Source organism: Bdellovibrio svalbardensis, from assembly GCF_029531655.1.
Taxonomy (GTDB): domain Bacteria; phylum Bdellovibrionota; class Bdellovibrionia; order Bdellovibrionales; family Bdellovibrionaceae; genus Bdellovibrio; species Bdellovibrio svalbardensis.
This window is the reverse complement of sequence record NZ_JANRMI010000002.1, coordinates 965,762-984,163: the sequence shown is the minus strand read 5'-3', so window position 1 is coordinate 984,163 and position 18,402 is coordinate 965,762. Positions and strand designations below refer to the sequence as shown.

The following is an 18,402-nucleotide window of genomic DNA, read 5'->3' as shown; positions in this document are numbered from 1 at the left end:
CTGGACCTTTGACTATCTCAAGTTGAGACGTCAGTTGGCCGAAGAGTTGAGTATGGAAAATTCAATTCTTAGTGTTATCTCAATCTTGTTGTTTTGTCTGTGCTGCCGTCAGTTCATCAAAACTGTGGTGACACCCATTCCACTCTTTGCCACGGAGCGACCTTATGCTCGAGGCGCTATGCAGCTTGGCAAGTTCTATAAAGTTCTTGCATGGGGCTCCATGACCGGGGTTTTTCTTATGGGCACCACTGTTTCGTTTTACCAAGTCTTTAGTTCTCTTTAAAAATATTCTGTGTTTGACTGGGTGAAGGAGGTGACGATGAGCTCCTTTACCACAGTAAATCCTGCCACGGGCGAAGTATTAAAAACCCATGAACATCTTTCTTGGGAAAAAACTGAACAGGCCATTTTATCTGCGCACAAAGATTTTTTAGTTTGGCGCAAATACTCTTTTGCAGAGCGGGCGAAAGTCATTTCGCAACTAGCAACCTCCTTGCGTCTTCATAAAACTGAAATCGCCAAACAGATGAATCTGGAGATGGGGAAGCTCATCGAAGAAGGTAAGGCTGAAGTTGAAAAATGCGCGGTCACTTGTGACTACTATGCCAAAGAGGCGGCGGGGATGTTGGCCAATCAGAAATCTGCATCACCCTATGCAGAGGCCGAAGTCAGCTTTCAACCACTGGGTGTGGTTTTTAGTATTATGCCGTGGAATTTCCCTCTGTGGCAGGCGATTCGTTTTGCGGCGCCGACCTTGATGTCGGGAAATGTGATCGTTCTTAAGCACGCGGATCTTACTGCGGGAACGGCTGAAATTATCGGGCGCATTTTTGATGAGCTGACTCCGGATGTTAAAGTTCTGCGCAATTGTCAGGTGGATCATGAAGTGGCAGAGAAAGTCATTGCTCATCCCCTGGTGCGAGGTGTGACATTTACTGGAAGCACCCCGGGTGGAAAATCAGTGGCGACAGCGGCAGCCCGGAATTTGAAGAAAGTTGTTCTGGAGTTGGGTGGCAGTGATGCTTACTTGGTTTTGGAGGATGCTGATGTCGAATGGGCTGCGAAGGCCTGTGCAAAAACACGACTGCAAAACTGCGGACAAAGTTGCGTGGCGGGGAAACGATTTATTGTGGTGGAAAAAGTGGCCAAAGAATTTATCAGTCATCTTGGCAATGAGATGAAGCAATTTGAACTCGCACCGTTGGCAGCCAAGAAGTTTCAAGAGCAAATTATCATGCAAGTTGAAAAGTTGAAAAATTGGGGTGGCAAAGTTGTTTTGGGTGGCTCTGCTCCGCAGGGTGTTGGCGCGTATTATCCGGCCACTCTCGTGGTTTTTGAGAAAAACAATCCGGAGCTTCATCGTGAAGAAGTATTTGGCCCGGTGGCTTCGGTCATTGTGGTGAAAGATAGCAAAGAGGCGGTTGAGGTTGCGAATTCTTCGCCTTATGGTTTGGGGGGCGGAGTGTTTACTCGCAATACTCACAAAGGCAAAGAGCTTATTGAAAAAGAACTCGAGGCCGGTTTTGTGGTGGTGAATGATTTTGTAAAATCAGATCCGCGTATTCCCTTTGGCGGAGTGAAAGATTCTGGATATGGTCGGGAATTGGGTCACTTCGGCATTACTGAATTTGTGAATATTAAAACGGTGGCCGTTGGAGGACCTCAGTGAGTGTTTCAGACAAAATGAAATCGTCCAATGAAAGACAAAGTAAGGCGAAGCAAGATCTGGATCATCAGGTTTGGAAGCAAATTCGGCAGTACTCATTGCAGAATAAAAAGATTCTTGTGGCACTTTCCGGCGGAGTTGATTCGACGGCATTGCTAAGAGTTCTTTCCAAAGTTCATAAAAAAGAATTACTAGCTGCTTGTTATTTTCATCATGGTGAGGACTCAAACACAGAGTATCGAAAAGAGGCGCAGATTTTCTGCGAAAAGCTTTGTAGTAAATTGGGCGTTAAGTTTCACGCTCTTAAAAGTTCAGAACTTGCCAAATCAGAAGCGCAATATCGTGAGCTTCGATATGAGGCATTGCAGCGCTTGATGATGGAGGAGGACTTTCAAGTTTTGGCAACAGGGCACCATCGGGATGACCTGTTGGAAACTCGACTCCTGCGTCTTATTCGTGGAACAGGGGCTCAGGGGTTTCAAGCAATGCTCGCTTATAAAGATAAGGTCTTTAGGCCCTTTCTTGAAGTTAACAAAAAAGAATTGAAGAAGTATCTGCGAGAGGAAAAGATTCGCAGTCTTGAGGACCCGACAAACGTGTCTCTGGACCCGCTTCGCAATTGGCTGCGAGAAGAGTGGCTAAAATCCTTAGAGAAGCGTCAGAAGGGCGCTTTGGTTTCTTTGGCGCGCTCTCTCGAGACGATTGCTGAAGAAATTAGCTTTCAGGGCATACAGGCTTGGGGTGATTTGCTGAGTCAAAATGAGTCTTATAAGTCACAGGGGCTTTCTCGTGCCTTTTATCTAACTTTGAGTCCTTTTGAACAAAGAAGATTGTTGGCGCAGTACTTGTTTTCCCTCGGGAAGAAAGATTTTTCGCAGTCTCAGCTAGAAGAAATTCAGAAGCGTCTGGACAAGTCGCAAAAAGTGATCACATTCAAGGTCAGCGGTTGTGAATGGTTAATTAACGCAGAGCAAATTAAGGTCCAGTCCTGATTTGAGAGGTTGTATGCGCTCCGACGAAGTTGGAGTAAGTTCCTCTGAATTCTGTCCCTATTTCTGGGATTAATGCCTTTCATTCACTCCGATAATTATGCTACCCTCTGAGGGGTACTTAGACCTACGTAAGTGAAAGGAATCGCGATGCGCTCAACTCAAAAAACGCTAGCACTTTGGTTCTTCCTCGTCATTATGGCTGTATTCTTGTTTCAGGCCTATGAGAGTAAGCACACCAAGATGATTGGTGATTTTAACTATTCAAAATTCACGGAAGCTGTAAAAGCCAACGAAGTGGCTACGGTGACTTTCCGCCAAGATTCAAGTGAGATCGTCGGGGAGATGAAACCCGAATTCGATAAGAAATACAGTGGGACTCACTTCTCGATCATTGGTAATGTGCAAGACGAGGGTTTCAAATTCCTTGAACAGCATGGTATCACGCCAAACTATGAGCGTGCTGACAACGGTGGCTTCTTCCAATCATTGATCGTGAATTGGTTGCCATTAATTTTAATTGTCGCGATGTTCTTGTTCATCATGCGCCAAATTCAAGCCGGTGGTGGTAAAGCAATGTCCTTCGGTAAATCCCGTGCCCGTCTTTTGACGGAGCATAAAAACCGCGTCACTTTCAAAGAAGTGGCTGGTGTGGATGAGGCGAAAGAAGACTTGCAAGAGATCGTCAGCTTTTTGAAAGATCCAAAAAAATATACAAAACTGGGTGGTCGTATTCCAAAAGGCGTTCTTTTGGTGGGTTCTCCTGGTACCGGTAAAACTTTGCTTGCTCGCGCAGTTGCGGGTGAGGCGGGTGTGCCGTTCTTTACAATCTCAGGCTCTGACTTCGTAGAGATGTTCGTGGGTGTGGGCGCGAGCCGTGTTCGTGACTTGTTCGAGCAAGGTAAAAAGAATGCTCCATGTTTGATCTTCATCGATGAGATCGATGCTGTAGGTCGCCATCGTGGCGCTGGTATGGGTGGTGGTCACGATGAGCGTGAGCAAACTCTGAATCAGTTGTTGGTGGAGATGGATGGTTTTGAATCTTCTGAGGGCGTGATTATGATCGCCGCAACCAATCGTCCAGACGTTTTGGATCCAGCATTGTTGCGTCCAGGTCGTTTCGACCGACGTGTGATCGTGAATAAACCGGATCTTAAAGGCCGTGAGCAAATCTTGGGTGTGCATACTCGCAAGACTCCACTTGGACCCGATGTTGATGTTTCTAAGATTGCCCGCGGTACGCCAGGTTTCTCTGGTGCGGACCTTGAGAATCTTGTGAATGAAGCGGCTCTAGTGGCAGCTCGCACAGATAAAAAATATCTTGAAGCAGAAGACTTTGAAAAAGCAAAAGACAAAGTAACTATGGGCGCTGAACGCCGCTCGATGGTTATTTCTGATGAAGATAAAAAAGTGACTGCCTACCATGAAGCTGGTCATACCCTGGTGAATAGAAAACTTTCTGGTTTGGATCCAATCCACAAAGTGACTATTATCCCTCGAGGTATGGCACTGGGTGTGACGCAAACATTGCCTGAAAAAGAAAGTGTTTCATTGTCTAAAACGACAGCGGAAAACATGATCGTATTCTTGTTCGGTGGTCGCGCGGCTGAAGAAGTGGTCTTTAAAGATATCACGACAGGTGCCGGCAATGACATTGAACGTGCTACCAGCATTGCGCGCCGTATGGTGTGTGAATGGGGTATGAGTAAGCTGGGGCCTTTGGCTTTTGAAAAAAGCGGCAGCGAGCCATTCTTGGGTATGCAATATGGTCATTCAGGTCATAAAGAATACTCAGAGTCTAAAGCTGAAGAGATCGATGCGGAAGTATCGAAAATCATCAACACTGGATACGCTCAGGCTGTCCAGATTTTGACTGATCACAAAACAGCTTTGGAATCTTTGGCCCTTGCTCTTCTTGAGTATGAAACAATCGACGGCCACGAAGTTGATATGCTTATCAATGGAGCTGCGGTTTCAGAAATTGAAAAGTATCGCAACAACAGACGCGAAAGCTTCAATGCGATCGCAGCTGCAAGAGAGAAAAAAGATGGTAACGATCCTGTAGGAAACTCAGGACCTGTGACTGTTTAGTTCGAAGTAGGTTGAATAGATTGATTATAATAGGCCACTATCCTGAAATTTTAGGATAGTGGCATTTTAGCGAAAGACAGTGAAGGCACCCTCAGATGTTGCAACAGTTTTTAGACAATCTGATATTTATCGTGCAGCACCTTCGCGTGCAGGACGCCATCGACATGCTCTTGGTATGGATGGTGGTTTATCGCATTCTGGTTCTAATCAAGCGCACTGGAACCATCCAAATGCTCTCTGGGCTGGGTGTTCTGGCGATTGGTTATATTTTAAGTATCTGGTTGGAGCTTTTCACCTTCAATTGGATTCTTGAGAAGTTCTTCTCAAATTTATTTGTTATCGTCGTTGTCTTGTTCCAGGCCGAGATCCGCAGGGCTCTTGCGCACATTGGAAGCAACCCTTTCTTCACAGACGCCTCGACAATCCAGGAAACCCAAGTGATCGAAGAGATTGCCAAGGGTATTATCGCGACAGCACAGAAGGGCTTTGGGGCTCTGGTTGTGGTTGAGCGCGAAATCGTTATTGATTATCACATCGAGTTTGGCACTGAGATGGAGTCAAAAGTTTCATCTGAATTATTAGCTTCGATTTTCCATCCGGAAAGTCCAATGCATGATGGAGCGGTGTTGATTCGCAACGGTAAAATTCATTCAGCCGGATGCTTTCTGCCATTGAGTAAAAATCCGGCTTTGGATAAAAATCTGGGAACCCGCCACAGAGCTGCGATCGGCTTGACGGAAGAAACCGATGCCTTGGTATTTGTTGTGTCTGAAGAAAACAAATCGATCGGTATTGTTCAAGGTGGCCATTTGAGTCCCAACGTTGAACTAGGGGATATTCGTAAAGCTCTTTATGAGACCTTCGGTCTTAAGTATAAAGCCTTCTCTCAGCAAGGAGAGATTTCATGAAGCGCCATTGGTCCGACGCTGTCACCGAAAATTTTAGTTACAAGGTTGTCGCTTTATTCATATCGCTCATCCTTTGGCTCACAATTTTGGGTCGTAGGGATTTCGTTCTTAGTAAAAATGTCGATATCGAACTTTTGACCGCACCAAACTCTCAGGTGGTGGCGCAGACAACAGACCACATTAAGGTAAAAGTTTCAGGTCCACGTGCGGCCTTGAAGAAATTTATGGATAGCTCTTTGTCTCAGACGATCAGTCTTGATATTTCACAAAGAGGCGAAGGCGTTGTTTATGTCGATATTCCTTTGAATAAGATTGAGGTTCCTCTGGGTGTGAAGATCTTAGGTATTCGCCCGAATCAGATTCAAGTCGAAGTCGTAGGTAAAAAGGATCAAAAGCATGACGAACAAAAAGGTCATTAAAGTGGAAAAGAAAACAAAGCTGTTTGGAACGGATGGTATTCGCGGAACTGCGAATCAATGGCCTATGACACCGGATATGGTTGTTAAAGTTGGGCAAGCCATCGGTTATCTTTTGCAAAAACAATCCCATAAATCAAATTTGGCCCGGAGAGTGGTTATCGGAAAAGACACTCGTCTTTCCGGATATATGATTGAACAGGCTTTGGCGAGCGGTTTGAATTCCATGGGTATTCATGTGCAGCTTGTGGGACCACTTCCAACTCCTGGTATTGGTTATCTGACTCGCACGATGCGTTCTGCTGCGGGTATCGTTATCTCAGCGTCTCACAATCCTTTCCATGATAACGGCATTAAAGTTTTCGGGCCCGATGGTTTTAAAATCTCTGCAGAAATGGAAAGTGAAATCGAACGTTTGGTTCTTGAAGAGGACCTGACGGCGCTTCTTCCTCCAAGCAAAGAAATCGGGCGCACAAAGCGTATCGACGACTCTCAGGGTCGTTATATCGTTTATGTGAAAAGCACGTTCCCTCTGGAATACACTCTGGATGGAATGCGAATTGTTTTGGATACAGCGAATGGCGCGGCCTACAAAGTGGCTCCGTCAGTCTTCGAAGAACTTGGTGCGGAAGTGATTCAATTGGGTGATGAACCTAATGGGATCAATATCAACGATAAAGTCGGCGCCTTATATCCTCAGAAACTTGCCGAGGCAGTGGTTCAATACCGTGCTGACGTGGGTATCAGTCTTGATGGTGACGCGGATCGCGTGATCATGGTCGACGAAAAAGGGGAGATCGTAAACGGTGACCGTATTCTTGCCATCTGCGCTTTGCATATGAAAGAGCGTGGTCTTCTTAAAAAGAACACTCTTGTGGCAACGCAAATGTCGAATTTCGGTCTTGAAAAGCGCATGAACGAAGCTGGCATTAAGCTTGTGAAAACAGATGTCGGTGACAAGTACGTCGTCGAAGAAATGCGTAAGAACGGTTACAACCTCGGTGGTGAGCAATCAGGTCATATCATCTTCTTGGAGCATACCACGACTGGTGATGCGATCATCGCCGCATTGAGTGTTCTTGCGGTGGTAAAACAAACTGAAAAGAAGATGAGCGAACTCAATCATGTCTTTGAAGACATGCCACAAGTTCTAATCAATTTGCGGGTAAAACGTCGCATGGATCTAAATGAAATCGGTGGTTACAACAATCTAGTCAAGGACATCGAAAAAAGACTCGCTGGCAACGGCCGCGTCTTTGTACGATTCTCTGGCACAGAACCCGTAATCCGCGTTCTCGTCGAGGGCCCTGATAAAACACAAATCAGCCACTTCGCCGAAGAAATCGCCTCTTTCCTGGAAAAAGAACTCAATTAACCCGAAGGTACGCCGTACCTTTTTGAGGCTCATTGCGTTGATTATTTTGAGCTGCTTTCCTCGGAAGCAGCTTTAATTTTTGGAGTTATTAATGAAACATAAAATTCGTTTGGGTGTAAATGTCGATCACGTAGCAACGCTTCGTCAGGTTCGTGGTGGGACAACTGCTTATCCTAATTTGTTGGATATGATGAAGAAGTCTGTCAAGGGCGGCGCTGAGCAAATCACTATTCATCTTCGCGAAGACCGTCGTCATATTCAGTTGGAAGATCTTAAAGTGCTTTCTAAGTCCTGCCCGGTGATGCTGAATCTTGAAATGGCGGCGACATCGCAAATGGTTTCCTATGCAAAGAAATATCGTCCGGACTGGGTTTGCTTTGTTCCAGAGAAAAGAGCAGAGCTGACAACAGAGGGCGGCCTTGATGTGAAGAAAGGCTTTAAGAAAATGTTTCCGATGGTTGAAAAGCTTCAACGTATCGGCATTGAAATTTCCATGTTTATTGAGCCTTCCACGGAACAAGTTGAAGCATCTTATGAGATTGGCGCGGATGCCGTTGAATTTCACACGGGAAAATGGGTTTTGCTAAAAGGTGCGGCAAAACAAAAAGAGTGGAAACGTCTTTGTGACGCTGCTGAATGGGCTCACTATCTGGGCTTGAATGTTCACGCAGGACACGGCCTCGATTACGAACACTCAAAATTAATTAACAAACTTCCACACCTTCAAGAAGTTAATATTGGCCACTCGTTGGTTTGTTACGCTCTTGAGCACGGCATGGAAGAATCTGTAAGAAAAATGCGTAAAATCCTAAAATAGTTTCCGCAAAAGGTGCCTGGCACCTTTTGCTTCACTCGCCGCATAATTTTTGGTGAAGGTAGTTGATGTCGACCATTCTGAATTCAAAACATCTCATTCATAGTGAGGCTGAACTTAAAGCTTTTTGGCAAGAGTTCCTTCCTCATATCAGTGATCGTTGTATTTTGCTTTTGAGTGGGGATGTGGGTGCTGGGAAAACAACATCCACGCAGATGATTGCCGAGATTTTAGGAATGAAAGATGTCCAATCTCCATCATTCGCGATTCACCTTCGTTATGAAAATGCTCAAGGTAAATCCATGGATCACCTGGACCTCTATCGGCTAAAGGATGACGATGATCTTGAGAGTTCTGGCTTTTGGGATCTGTTTGCGGAGAAGCAAGGTTTGGTCATTATTGAGTGGGCACAGCGTCTTGATTATGACTACCTGCCGTTGAATTGGCAGCGCCTGGAGGTGAGGCTTCAAAAGACCTCCACAGAGGGCGAGCGAAGTATCACAGTTCAGTTATTGTAAGCAAATAAATTCAAAGAGTCTTGATTACGCGGCCTGCAGGCCTTTGACGAATTCTGTAGAGAGCTTTTCTACAAGATTCAAAGAGGTTCTGTTGTAAGCGGCTTTTTCAGCAAAGCCGACCAGCATGCCAACAAGCTTATCATTGATAAGAATAGGCGCGATCGTGACATGATCAGGAATGCGGCCTTGGTTCCAATCTTCAAAGAATTTCTCATTGATTTCATTTAAAGACACATAACCGTGGAAAGGTTTGGAAGTCGCGGCAACGATATTGAAGATACTCGGAGTTTTCAATGGAACGCGAACAGAGGTGTCCTTCATTCCTTTGAAGTTCTCATCCCATGCAAATGCAGTGGCTTGAGTTTCCAAATCATCAAGAGTCAAAATCATGGATTTTTCAAAGTGCGTTTTCATCTCACTCAAAGTTGTTTTCACACGTTCCGTCAAAAGCGTCGTGTTTTTCTTTTTGAGTTTATCCAATGAGAAAGTTCCATTGGCCACTGGGTTTAAAGTGGGTTTAGCAACTCCTGCAGGTCTTGGAACCAAAGGAATAGGCTTATTGCTGAAGCTGTCTTCAATAGGCGGAGGAGGTGTTGTTGCTGAGGCCGCAACGACCGGTTCCGTTTTTTGCGGAGGAGCAGGAATGTCCGGTTTAGGAGTTGCTGCAACAGGCATTGGCGCAATAGTAGTTGCCGCTTCGGTGGATTTTAGAGTCACGAGCGGTGAACCAGCAGTCGGAATGGAGGTCAGTGTTGAAGTTGGAACTTTGGTGTCTGCCGCAACTTCAACAACAACAGAATCTGTTTTAATAAGTCCTGTGGTGCTTGGAGGAGTCAAAGCTTCAAGTTTAGTAACGGTGAGGCCTTCAAAAAGACCTTCCAGTGGAGATTCTTTTTCTTCATCGGAAACAATAACCTCTGCAACCTCTTCATTCACATTGAGATCATCAAATGAGAATGAGTCGCTGGATTTCTTTCCTGGAGTCACAACAGAAAGATCGATTCCCTCAGGGACTTCCTCAGCAGCTGGAGTTGCCGCTACAGCAACAACAGGTTTCGCAAGCTCTGGATGATACTTTTTCCAAGTCTGCTCCATGCACTCCAAAGAGGCGAGAACCAGAATGCTTTGCGGAAAAGAAGGAAAATCCTGCGGCGGTTGAATGCAGGCTACGATCAAAGAACCATCCCACTCAGCAACGGGCAAACACTCCACAGACCATGGATAATGAGTCGCCCACTTGTTAAACATCTCTGGAGAAGGAGGGGTTTCTGTAAAAAATTTCGCCTGAAGGAAAGGAAGGCGATAATGAGTCATAGCCCATTTGAGATAGTCCTCAGAACTGAGGTGCTTCTCTTTAAGGGCGAAACCAAGAAGGCTCATGAAGGTGCCGCTTTGTTCAAAAGCACCCGTAAGTCCTTGTAGTTTCTCTTTAAAATGTTCAAACCAAGCGTGTTGACTCATCCCTTGTCCTATCGGCTTTTGCCCTGAAAACCTGAGTCTGGGTCTAGGAAAAGGCCTTAAAAAGAAGGAGTTTTAAGGGGATTCGGGGTTATTAGTGTTACATAATGCTTGTATTTTTTGCAGCTTTGCTAACGCAGTGAACACCCTGAAAACTCCTAAAACTCTTAGAGGTTTCAAACATTTAAGAAATATGCTAGGGTGCGCCAACTTATGATTCAGACCAAGGCCCACGCAAACACTCACACCTATTTTGACCACAATGCCACGACTCCTGTGTGCAAAGAAGTTCTCGCAGCTCTTCCTGAGTTTGCGGAAGCGTGGGGCAATGCCAGTTCTATTCACTGGGCCGGCCGACAACCAAAAAACATTATCAGAGATGCCCGCAAAGCTGTTGCAGATGCAGTGGGTGCAAGTTCTTTGGAAATCATCTTCACAGTCGGTGGCAGTGAAGCGAACAACACAGTGATCAAAGGCGTTTTCGAACACAATCAATCAGCACAGTTTCTTCCCGCAGAACAACGTCGTCGCACGCATTATATGTGCTCGGCGGTGGAACATCCTGCCGTGTTCAAAACCATGATGCATATGAAATCCTTGGGTGTTCGCGTGGATGTGATTCCTGTGAATCGCAAAGGGGAGATTGATTTAAAATTCTATGAAGAGCATCTGACTGAAGAAACGGCCTTGGTTTCTGTGATGTTCGCAAATAATGAAACTGGAACTCTTTTTCCGATCAAACAAATGGCAGAGATGGCACATGCGAAAGGTGCGCTCTTTCATACAGATGCCGTGCAGGCTTTCGGAAAAGTCCCTGTGAATCTGCATGAGTTGGGTGTCGATTTCGCATCTTTCTCGGGTCATAAATTTTATTCGATTAAAGGCAGCGGATTTTTATATTCTCGAAAAGGCTCGAACTTCAGTCCGTTAATTCACGGAGGAGCGCAAGAGCGCCATCGCCGTGGTGGAACTGAAAACACCATGGGTATTGGTTGTTTGGGCGTAGTTGCTAAACGCGTTTCGATGATTGAAGACAAAGCGCGCACAGTTCGCGCACTTCGCGATCATATGGAAAAGCGTCTTGTGAGTGAAATCGCTGATGTCACTGTGACAGCGGGGGAGAGCCCTCGTTTGCCAAACACAAGTTCATTGGTTTTGTTGGGAGTCGACGGGGAGACCATGTTGATGTCGATGGATATCAAGGGATACGCCGTCAGTACAGGGGCGGCATGCTCCAGTGGAAATCCGGAGCCCAGTCCGGTGTTGTTGGCGATGGGTTTGACTCGTGATGAAGCGCAAAACAGTTTGCGTGTAAGTCTGGGCTGGGACACGACACTCGAGCAAGTTGATAGTTTTGTTGAAACTTTAAAAGCAGTGGTCGCACGGTTGCGGTCATTAAAAGATGACGAAGGAGATTCTTTGCATGTCTAAAGGAAGAGTCCTTGTTGCTATGAGCGGAGGCGTGGACAGTTCTGCCGCGGCTGCGCTCTTGGTCGAACAGGGGTATGAAGTTATTGGTGCCACGATGCAAGTCTGGGATTACACCTCTTGTGATATCGAGGAAGGTAATGGCACCTGCTGTTCAAGTATCGACGTTGATGATGCTCGGGCGGTGGCGGATCGTTTGGGGATTCCGTTTTACGTATTGAACTGTGAGGCAAAGTTCCGCCAGGCAGTTATCGATCCTTTCTTGAAAGCTTACCTTGAGGGGCAGACTCCGCTCCCTTGTGTAAACTGCAACACCTATTTAAAATTTGATCATCTTGTTAGAAAGATGAAAGAGCTTGAGTGCGATTACCTGGCAACCGGTCACTACGCGAAGATCGTAACGGATGCTGCTGGTAAATCATCTATCCATACGTCGACCGATGACTGGAAAGATCAGACTTATTTCTTATTTACTATTGATCCTGAATTGGTGCCTAAACTTTTGTTCCCGATTGGTGACATGAAGAAACCCCAGGTGCGTGAGTACTCTGAAAAAATGGGTTTGGTGACAGCTCGTAAAAAAGACTCGCAAGGTATTTGCTTTGTGGGTAACCAAGGTTATCAAAATTTTATCAAAGGCCAGGTTTCCAAGACTGTTTTGGATTCCAAGAAAGGTCTTTTGAAGCGCTATCCTTCCGGCGAAGTGATGGCGAAGCATGAAGGTATTCATAACTACACTTACGGTCAAAGTAAGGGGTTGGGTATGGATCATCATGAAAAGCTCTTCGTAATTAAAATCGATGCGGCCGACAACACCGTTTGGGTGGGTGATGAGCAGTATCTGTTCGCCAGCGAAGTGGATGTCGTGGATCCAAAACTATTGAGTGCAATTCAAGATGGCGAAGTGATGAATGTTAAAATTCGTTATCAGCACAAAGGCTCTCAAGCTCAGGTCTTTAAAACAGACACCGGCTTTAAGCTGAAATTCACAGAGCCTCAAAGAGCGGTGACTCCTGGTCAAGCAGCCGTCTTCTATCGCGAACGTGAACTTGTGGGGGGCGGATGGATCACACTGTAACTCACACCAAAGGTGTGGCTGTAACTAACACCAAATATCAGGTTCATACTTTTGGTTGTAAGGTGAATACTTACGATGCCGGCCTCATCCAAAAGAATCTGAATGCGAATGGTTTTGCTCCCGTTGTTAGGGGTGATAAGGATGCACGCATTCACGTTCTCAATACCTGCGCAGTGACGGCTGAAGCCACCAAAGAAGCTGTTCGCTATATCCGCCGCCTGAAAGTGAAAGATCCTTTCTGTACGATCGTGGTGACCGGTTGTGCTGCTCAAGTTGATACAGGTTCTTTCTCAAACCTTCCCGGCGCAGATCTTATTGTTGCGAATTCCCATAAAGGTTCTTTGCCAGATTTGTTGAATAAACATTTCCGCGGGGAGCTGACTGAAAAAGTATTTAAATCGAATATCTTCAAAAAAGAAGATTTGGAAATGGGTGGCGGAGTTGAGAAACACCACACTCGCACTTTCTTAAAAATTCAAGACGGCTGCAACAGCTTCTGCACTTACTGCATTATTCCTTATGCCCGCGGCAAGAGTCGCAGTATTGCAATTGCTGACTTGGTTCAGCGTATTAATGATCTTTATGCCGACGGTTCTCGCGAAGTCGTCCTTACGGGTGTTCATATTGGTGACTACGAAGATGAAATCAACGGCAAGAAAATGGTGATGGAAGATTTGATTGAAAATCTTCTCGCGCGCACGAAAATGCCTCGATTTAGGTTGTCTTCTTTGGAGCCAGTTGAAGTTTCCGAAAGACTCTTGGATCTTTATAAGGATCCTCGTCTTTGCCCGCATTTCCATATGAGCATTCAAAGTGCCAATACGGATGTCCTTTTCCATATGAAGCGCAAATACACTCAGGAAGACGTTAAAAAGTCCCTGATTGCGATTTCAGAGCGCGTTCCCAATTCTTTCGTCGGGATGGATGTTATCACTGGATTCCCGACGGAAACTGAAGAGCAATTCCAAGACACTTATGAGACTCTAAAAGCTCTTCCATGGACGAAGCTGCATGTCTTCCCTTATAGCGAGCGCAGTGGCACGCGGGCGGCAGCAATGGAAGTTTCTGTTTATCCTCACGTGCGAGCAGAGCGTGCAGCAAAACTTCGCGAGCTCAGCATTGCTCGTTACGAAGAACAGGCCAAACTTCAAATTGGGACCATCAAAAAGGTTCTGGTGTTGAAGAACGCTGCCAAAGGCGGACAGGGTTTGAGTCATGACTACTGGCCAGTCAGTATCGCCGGAGCGGAAAGTTTCGTTGATCATTGGGCAGGTCAGGAAGTGGATGTCCAGATCACGGGATATGATCACTCTAACAAGGCCCATATGGAAGGCCATCTGATTGGCGAAATTTTGGCTGATGAGGTGCTCACATGACAGAGTTAGAGAAGAGACTTAAATATAGATTTAAAAACAACGCCATTTTGGCAAGAGCATTGACCCACAAGAGTTATGCAAATGAGTTGAAAAATTCCATCGAGCATAACGAGAAACTGGAGTTTTTGGGTGATGCGGTTTTGGATTTAGTGGTCGGGGAGTTTTTGTACGAGAAGTTCCCGGCGGACACTGAGGGCGGTCTGTCTAAAAAGCGCGCCAGTATCGTGAATGAAGAAGTTCTTTTCGAATTGGCGCGGGAGATGGAGCTGAATAAGCTTCTGCAGTTGGGTAAAGGTGAAGCGCAAACGGGTGGAGCCTTGAAGCCGCGTCTACTGGCTTCTTCTTTGGAAGCGATTGTGGGCGCTGTTTACCTGGATGGCGGATTTGAAGTGGCCAAAGATTTTATCCGCAGAGAGTTTTTGCCTTTGTGTGAAAAAGTCTGCGGTCAGGAAGATTTTGAAAGAGATTATAAAACGCGTCTGCAAGAGTTGGTGCAGAAGGCGATGAAAGAAACGCCGAAGTATGAAGTTCTCGCGGAAGAAGGACCTCCACATGACAGAGAATTTTTGGTGTGTGTAAAAGTAAAAGAAGAGGTCTGGGCCCAGGGGCGGGGACGAAGTAAGAAAAACGCCGAACAATTTGCGGCAAAATGCGCCCTCGAGAACAAGTTTAAGGAGACACAGATATGAGTTACAAAGCTGGATTTTTAGGATTGATCGGGCAACCGAACGCAGGGAAGAGCACCTTGATGAACTTTCTTGTTGATGAAAAGGTGTCGATCGTTTCTGCGAAACCGCAGACAACTCGCCGTCGTATTTTGGGTATTTGGAGTACAGACAAGGGCCAAGTGGTTTTCGTTGATGCCCCAGGTTTGATCAAGTCTGATTCAGGTCTTAATGGATTCCTGGCGCAAGAAGCCCATGACGTTATCAATAGCTCAGATGCTTTGCTTGCGATCATCCCGGTGGATGAACAAAAACCAGAGGACGCTGAAAAGGTTTTGGATCTTGTGTCTAAAAGCGGAAAACCCTGGATCGGTGTGATCACCAAGACTGACATAGAGGAAAAAGCTCACCGTGTGATGATTCTTCGTAAGATGATCGAAGATCGTGGTGGCAAGTCGATGTCGATTTCTGCAACGGCTTATGCGGGCGATGCTGAAGAGCGTGAAGCCATGTTGATTGAGTTTCTGGAGTTGATGCCAGCCTCACCAGCACCTTTGTATGATACGGAACTGTTCACGAACGAAAATGTTCGTGAAATGGCCGCTGAGATCATTCGTGAAAAGTGTTTTGAAAACCTTCATCATGAACTTCCATACAACATTGCTGTGCGTATCATAAAATTTGATGAAAACGCCGCTTTACCAAAAATCTACGCAGAGATTATCGTCTCTCGCGAAAGCCATAAGCCTATCGTTATTGGTAAAGGTGCCAGCGTAATTAAAAAAATCGGCATGGACGCTCGTAAAGAGCTTGAAAAGCTGATGGATGAAAAAGTGTTTTTAGATCTAAATGTAACTGCGAAACCAGAATGGTTTGGCAATAAGAGAATGATGAAGGAGTTGGGTTATGTCGTTGAATCCGAAGACTGATTTTGCCTCGAAGGTGGCGATTATCGGTCGTCCCAACGTAGGAAAATCGACACTGTTTAATATTGTTACTGAGACTCGTAAAGCTGTGGTTAAAGACCAGGCTGGAGTGACTCGCGATATTATCATTGAGCCTGTTGATATCTGGGGCAAGCAATTTGACCTGATTGATACCGGTGGTATCACAGAAGCTGGAGACTTGTTCTCTAAGCTTATCAAAGAGCAAGTGACTGAGTTCTTGCACTCTGTGGACTTGATCGTTGCCGTTATGGATGGTCGTGTGGGACTGGTTCCAGAAGATCGCGATATCATCCGTGTTGCCAAACAGGCGGGAAAACCATTCTTGCTGGTGATCAATAAAGTTGATAAGGCGCAAGAGGAAGAAATCGCGAAAGCGGACTTCTATGAGTTTGGTGTGGATATCGTTTCGGCGTCATTTGAACAACGCCGTGGCGTCGGTGATATCATTGAATGGATCACTAAAAATATTCCTGAAAATCCGGGCACTGTTAAGGAAGGTATGAACATTACGATCGTTGGTAAACCTAACGTTGGTAAGAGTTCTATCTGCAACCTGCTTTTGGGTGTCAACCGCATGCTGGTTTCTGATGTTGCTGGTACGACCATTGACTCTGTGGATTCCCCGTTTGTTTATAACGGCAGAAAATACACCTTGGTGGATACAGCAGGTTTGCGTAAATCTGCGAAGCGTGAAGAGGATCTTGAGATCATTTCTGCGTTTAAATCCCACGAGGCCCTTCGACGTTCTGATATCGTTTTGCTTATGGTTGATGGTACGATCGGTCCCACAGATCAAGATGCGCGTATCATGCAGTCTATTCTGGAAGATCATAAAGGCGTGATCGTTGTTGCGAATAAATCAGACCTTGGTAATAAAGAGGTTCCTGAGTATCGCAAGACCTTCCGTGAACAAGTAGAGCGCGTATTCCATTTCTTTAAAGACGTTCATGTGGTTTTCACAAGTGCTAAAACTGGAAATGGTATCGAGGATTTGTTTGAAACCATCGAAAAGGTGACAGATCAGATTAACTTCCGTGTTCCAACGTCTGAGTTGAATGACTTCTTCTTTGAGACTATTCGTAAAGCTCCGGCACCAGTTTATGGAACTAACAATGTGAAGTTCTATTATGTGACTCAAACTTATCAGAAGCCGCCTGCGTTTATTGCGTTTGCGAATCATCCTGATGGAGTGACGAATTCTTACCGAAGATTCCTGGTGAAAAACATCAAGGAACGTTGGGACCTTCACGGTCTGCCAATTCGTATCTTCTGTATGAAGTCACGTAAGGGTGGCGAGTAGTGGCAGCAAAACGCGGCGCTTGGCGAACACGCTTTGGATTTTATCTTTTGGCCATTGGCTCTGCCTGTGGTCTTGGAAATCTTTGGCGATTCCCTTATGTCGTGGGTGAAAATGGAGGAGGAGCTTTTATCCTCCTCTATGTTTTTATGGCATTGGCTATTGGGGCTCCGATGTTGATTGCTGAGTTGATGCTAGGCAAGAATACACGGAAGTCGGTGATGGTGGCGACTCAGCAGATGGCGCAGAAATCCAATACGGGATTTAAATGGGCTGGGCGTCTGGCGGTAATTCTGACCATCGTTGTTTTTTCTTACTATGCCGTGATTAGTGGTTGGGTTTTGCATTTTATGACCCAATTTTTTGTCTCTTTATTTTCTGATTACGAAAGTGCTTCCAGTAAAACAAATTTGGCAGCGTTGATGGGTAATGGCTGGTTGCAGCTTATGCTTGCCAGCGCTCACATCTTGATCACCGTTGTGGTGGTTGTAAAAGGTGTTCAGGAAGGTCTCGAGCGTTGGATCAGTTATATGATGCCTTTGTTTGCGGCTCTGGTGATTGTGCTTTTGGTGAAGTCTTTTTCTTTGCCTTCAACTCCTGAAGTGGTGCGGTTTCTTTTCTATCCAGATTTCTCAAAATTGACGATGTCTTCTTTGAATCATGCTTTGGGGCATGTGTTCTTCACTTTGTCTTTGGGTTTCGGAACGATGGTGACTTACGGCTCTTATATGCGTGATGAAGACCATGTTCCGACTGCGGGTTTCCGCGTGGCCTTGGTCGACAGCTTGATTTCCCTGGTGGCGGTCATGATGATCTTTCCAGTGGCCTTTCAGGCTTCCAATGTGCCTCTGACGGACCCGGCATTGATGTTTGAAGTTTTGCCGCGGTATTTATTAGGGATTCACGGCGGGACCTTATTTGGTTTGGCCTTCTTTGTCTGTCTTTACATGGCGGCGTTGAATGCCAGTATTGGTTTGCTGGAAGTTGTTGTTTCCAATTTTGTTGATACCAAGAAAAATATCGGACGGGTGCGCGCCACTTGGTATTCGGGGCTTGTGGCCCTGTTGTTGGCGATACTCCCTGCGCTGTCCAGTTCTGTTCTTAAAGCCGTCCGTGTGGGTGGGCGATCTTTGATTGAGTCGTTGGATTCTCTTTTAATCAACTGGTTCTTGCCTTTGGTGGCGTTGGCGATTTTGTTGGCTTTCTATAAGGGAACTTCCGAGAAAGAAAAAGAAGTCAGTTTCATCGATAAGGATAAGTTCGTTAGCTACTCCATGTATCCGCATTGGATCTTTGTTTTGAAGTGGGTTGCTCCGGCAATTATTGGACTGGGGTTTGTTCTACAAGTCTTGAGCTTATTCTAAAACGAAAAAGAC

At 45.7% G+C, this 18,402-nt stretch carries 17 protein-coding genes; 16 read left to right on the top strand and 1 reads right to left on the bottom strand.

All coding sequences use genetic code 11. The annotated features are described in order from the left end of the window. The first annotated feature begins 52 nt into the window (after positions 1 to 52). The 9 genes from NWE73_RS09895 (at position 53) to tsaE (ending at position 8,777) form a co-directional block, all read left to right on the top strand. Positions 53 to 283: a hypothetical protein gene (locus NWE73_RS09895; RefSeq protein WP_277578153.1), complete on the top strand. Its 231-nt coding sequence runs from the start codon at positions 53 to 55 to the stop codon at positions 281 to 283. 9 nt (positions 284 to 292) lie between these two features. Further along, the gene (locus tag NWE73_RS09890) at positions 293 to 1,669 is read left to right on the top strand and encodes an aldehyde dehydrogenase family protein (RefSeq protein ID WP_328517227.1); all 1,377 of its coding nucleotides are present in this window, start codon (positions 293 to 295) and stop codon (positions 1,667 to 1,669) included. Then, positions 1,666 to 2,658, top strand: a complete 993-nt coding sequence (gene tilS / locus NWE73_RS09885) for a tRNA lysidine(34) synthetase TilS (protein WP_277578152.1) — start codon at positions 1,666 to 1,668, stop codon at positions 2,656 to 2,658. The genes NWE73_RS09890 and tilS overlap by 4 nt, the downstream gene beginning before the upstream one ends. Before the next feature lie 147 nt (positions 2,659 to 2,805). Further along, positions 2,806 to 4,746, top strand: a complete 1,941-nt coding sequence (ftsH, locus tag NWE73_RS09880; RefSeq protein WP_277578151.1) for an ATP-dependent zinc metalloprotease FtsH — start codon at positions 2,806 to 2,808, stop codon at positions 4,744 to 4,746. Positions 4,747 to 4,841: 95 nt separating this feature from the next. Beyond that, the gene (gene cdaA / locus NWE73_RS09875) at positions 4,842 to 5,654 is read left to right on the top strand and encodes a diadenylate cyclase CdaA (RefSeq protein ID WP_277578150.1); all 813 of its coding nucleotides are present in this window, start codon (positions 4,842 to 4,844) and stop codon (positions 5,652 to 5,654) included. Further along, a complete protein-coding gene (locus tag NWE73_RS09870) occupies positions 5,651 to 6,073 on the top strand; it encodes a YbbR-like domain-containing protein (RefSeq protein ID WP_277578149.1) in 423 nt (140 codons plus the stop codon). Before cdaA ends, NWE73_RS09870 begins: the two co-directional genes overlap by 4 nt. Before the next feature lies 1 nt (position 6,074). Further along, the gene (gene glmM / locus NWE73_RS09865; protein WP_277578190.1) at positions 6,075 to 7,445 is read left to right on the top strand and encodes a phosphoglucosamine mutase; all 1,371 of its coding nucleotides are present in this window, start codon (positions 6,075 to 6,077) and stop codon (positions 7,443 to 7,445) included. A gap of 91 nt (positions 7,446 to 7,536) precedes the next feature. Continuing rightward, positions 7,537 to 8,262, top strand: coding sequence for a pyridoxine 5'-phosphate synthase (locus NWE73_RS09860; RefSeq protein ID WP_277578148.1), 726 nt, complete (start codon positions 7,537 to 7,539; stop codon positions 8,260 to 8,262). Positions 8,263 to 8,327: 65 nt separating this feature from the next. Then, entirely contained in the window at positions 8,328 to 8,777 is a 450-nt protein-coding gene (gene tsaE / locus NWE73_RS09855; protein ID WP_277578147.1) for a tRNA (adenosine(37)-N6)-threonylcarbamoyltransferase complex ATPase subunit type 1 TsaE, read from the top strand. 24 nt (positions 8,778 to 8,801) lie between these two features. Here the strand turns inward: tsaE and NWE73_RS09850 are convergent, their stop codons facing one another. Next, positions 8,802 to 10,238 carry a dihydrolipoyllysine-residue succinyltransferase component of 2-oxoglutarate dehydrogenase complex gene (locus tag NWE73_RS09850; protein WP_277578146.1) on the bottom strand — a complete coding sequence of 479 codons (1,437 nt, stop codon included), beginning with the start codon at positions 10,236 to 10,238 and terminating at the stop codon, positions 8,802 to 8,804. 210 nt (positions 10,239 to 10,448) lie between these two features. Between NWE73_RS09850 and NWE73_RS09845 the strand changes: the two genes are divergently transcribed. Genes NWE73_RS09845 through NWE73_RS09815 form a run of 7 tightly spaced genes read left to right on the top strand, consistent with a single transcriptional unit; the run spans position 10,449 to position 18,390 of the window. After that, a complete protein-coding gene (locus tag NWE73_RS09845) occupies positions 10,449 to 11,666 on the top strand; it encodes a cysteine desulfurase family protein (protein WP_277578145.1) in 1,218 nt (405 codons plus the stop codon). Continuing rightward, a complete protein-coding gene (gene mnmA, locus NWE73_RS09840; RefSeq protein WP_277578144.1) occupies positions 11,659 to 12,741 on the top strand; it encodes a tRNA 2-thiouridine(34) synthase MnmA in 1,083 nt (360 codons plus the stop codon). Before NWE73_RS09845 ends, mnmA begins: the two co-directional genes overlap by 8 nt. Then, on the top strand, positions 12,726 to 14,117 hold the full coding sequence (gene mtaB, locus NWE73_RS09835) for a tRNA (N(6)-L-threonylcarbamoyladenosine(37)-C(2))-methylthiotransferase MtaB (protein ID WP_277578143.1): 1,392 nt from the start codon (positions 12,726 to 12,728) through the stop codon (positions 14,115 to 14,117). Before mnmA ends, mtaB begins: the two co-directional genes overlap by 16 nt. Next, positions 14,114 to 14,806 carry a ribonuclease III gene (gene rnc / locus NWE73_RS09830; RefSeq protein WP_277578142.1) on the top strand — a complete coding sequence of 231 codons (693 nt, stop codon included), beginning with the start codon at positions 14,114 to 14,116 and terminating at the stop codon, positions 14,804 to 14,806. Before mtaB ends, rnc begins: the two co-directional genes overlap by 4 nt. Beyond that, positions 14,803 to 15,711 (top strand): GTPase Era, encoded by a 909-nt coding sequence (gene era / locus NWE73_RS09825; RefSeq protein WP_277578141.1) that lies wholly within the window; start codon positions 14,803 to 14,805, stop codon positions 15,709 to 15,711. The genes rnc and era overlap by 4 nt, the downstream gene beginning before the upstream one ends. Next, on the top strand, positions 15,689 to 17,029 hold the full coding sequence (gene der / locus NWE73_RS09820; RefSeq protein ID WP_277578140.1) for a ribosome biogenesis GTPase Der: 1,341 nt from the start codon (positions 15,689 to 15,691) through the stop codon (positions 17,027 to 17,029). The genes era and der overlap by 23 nt, the downstream gene beginning before the upstream one ends. Next, complete coding sequence (locus tag NWE73_RS09815) at positions 17,029 to 18,390, top strand: sodium-dependent transporter (protein WP_277578139.1); 1,362 nt, start codon at positions 17,029 to 17,031, stop codon at positions 18,388 to 18,390. Before der ends, NWE73_RS09815 begins: the two co-directional genes overlap by 1 nt. Positions 18,391 to 18,402: the final 12 nt, after the last annotated feature.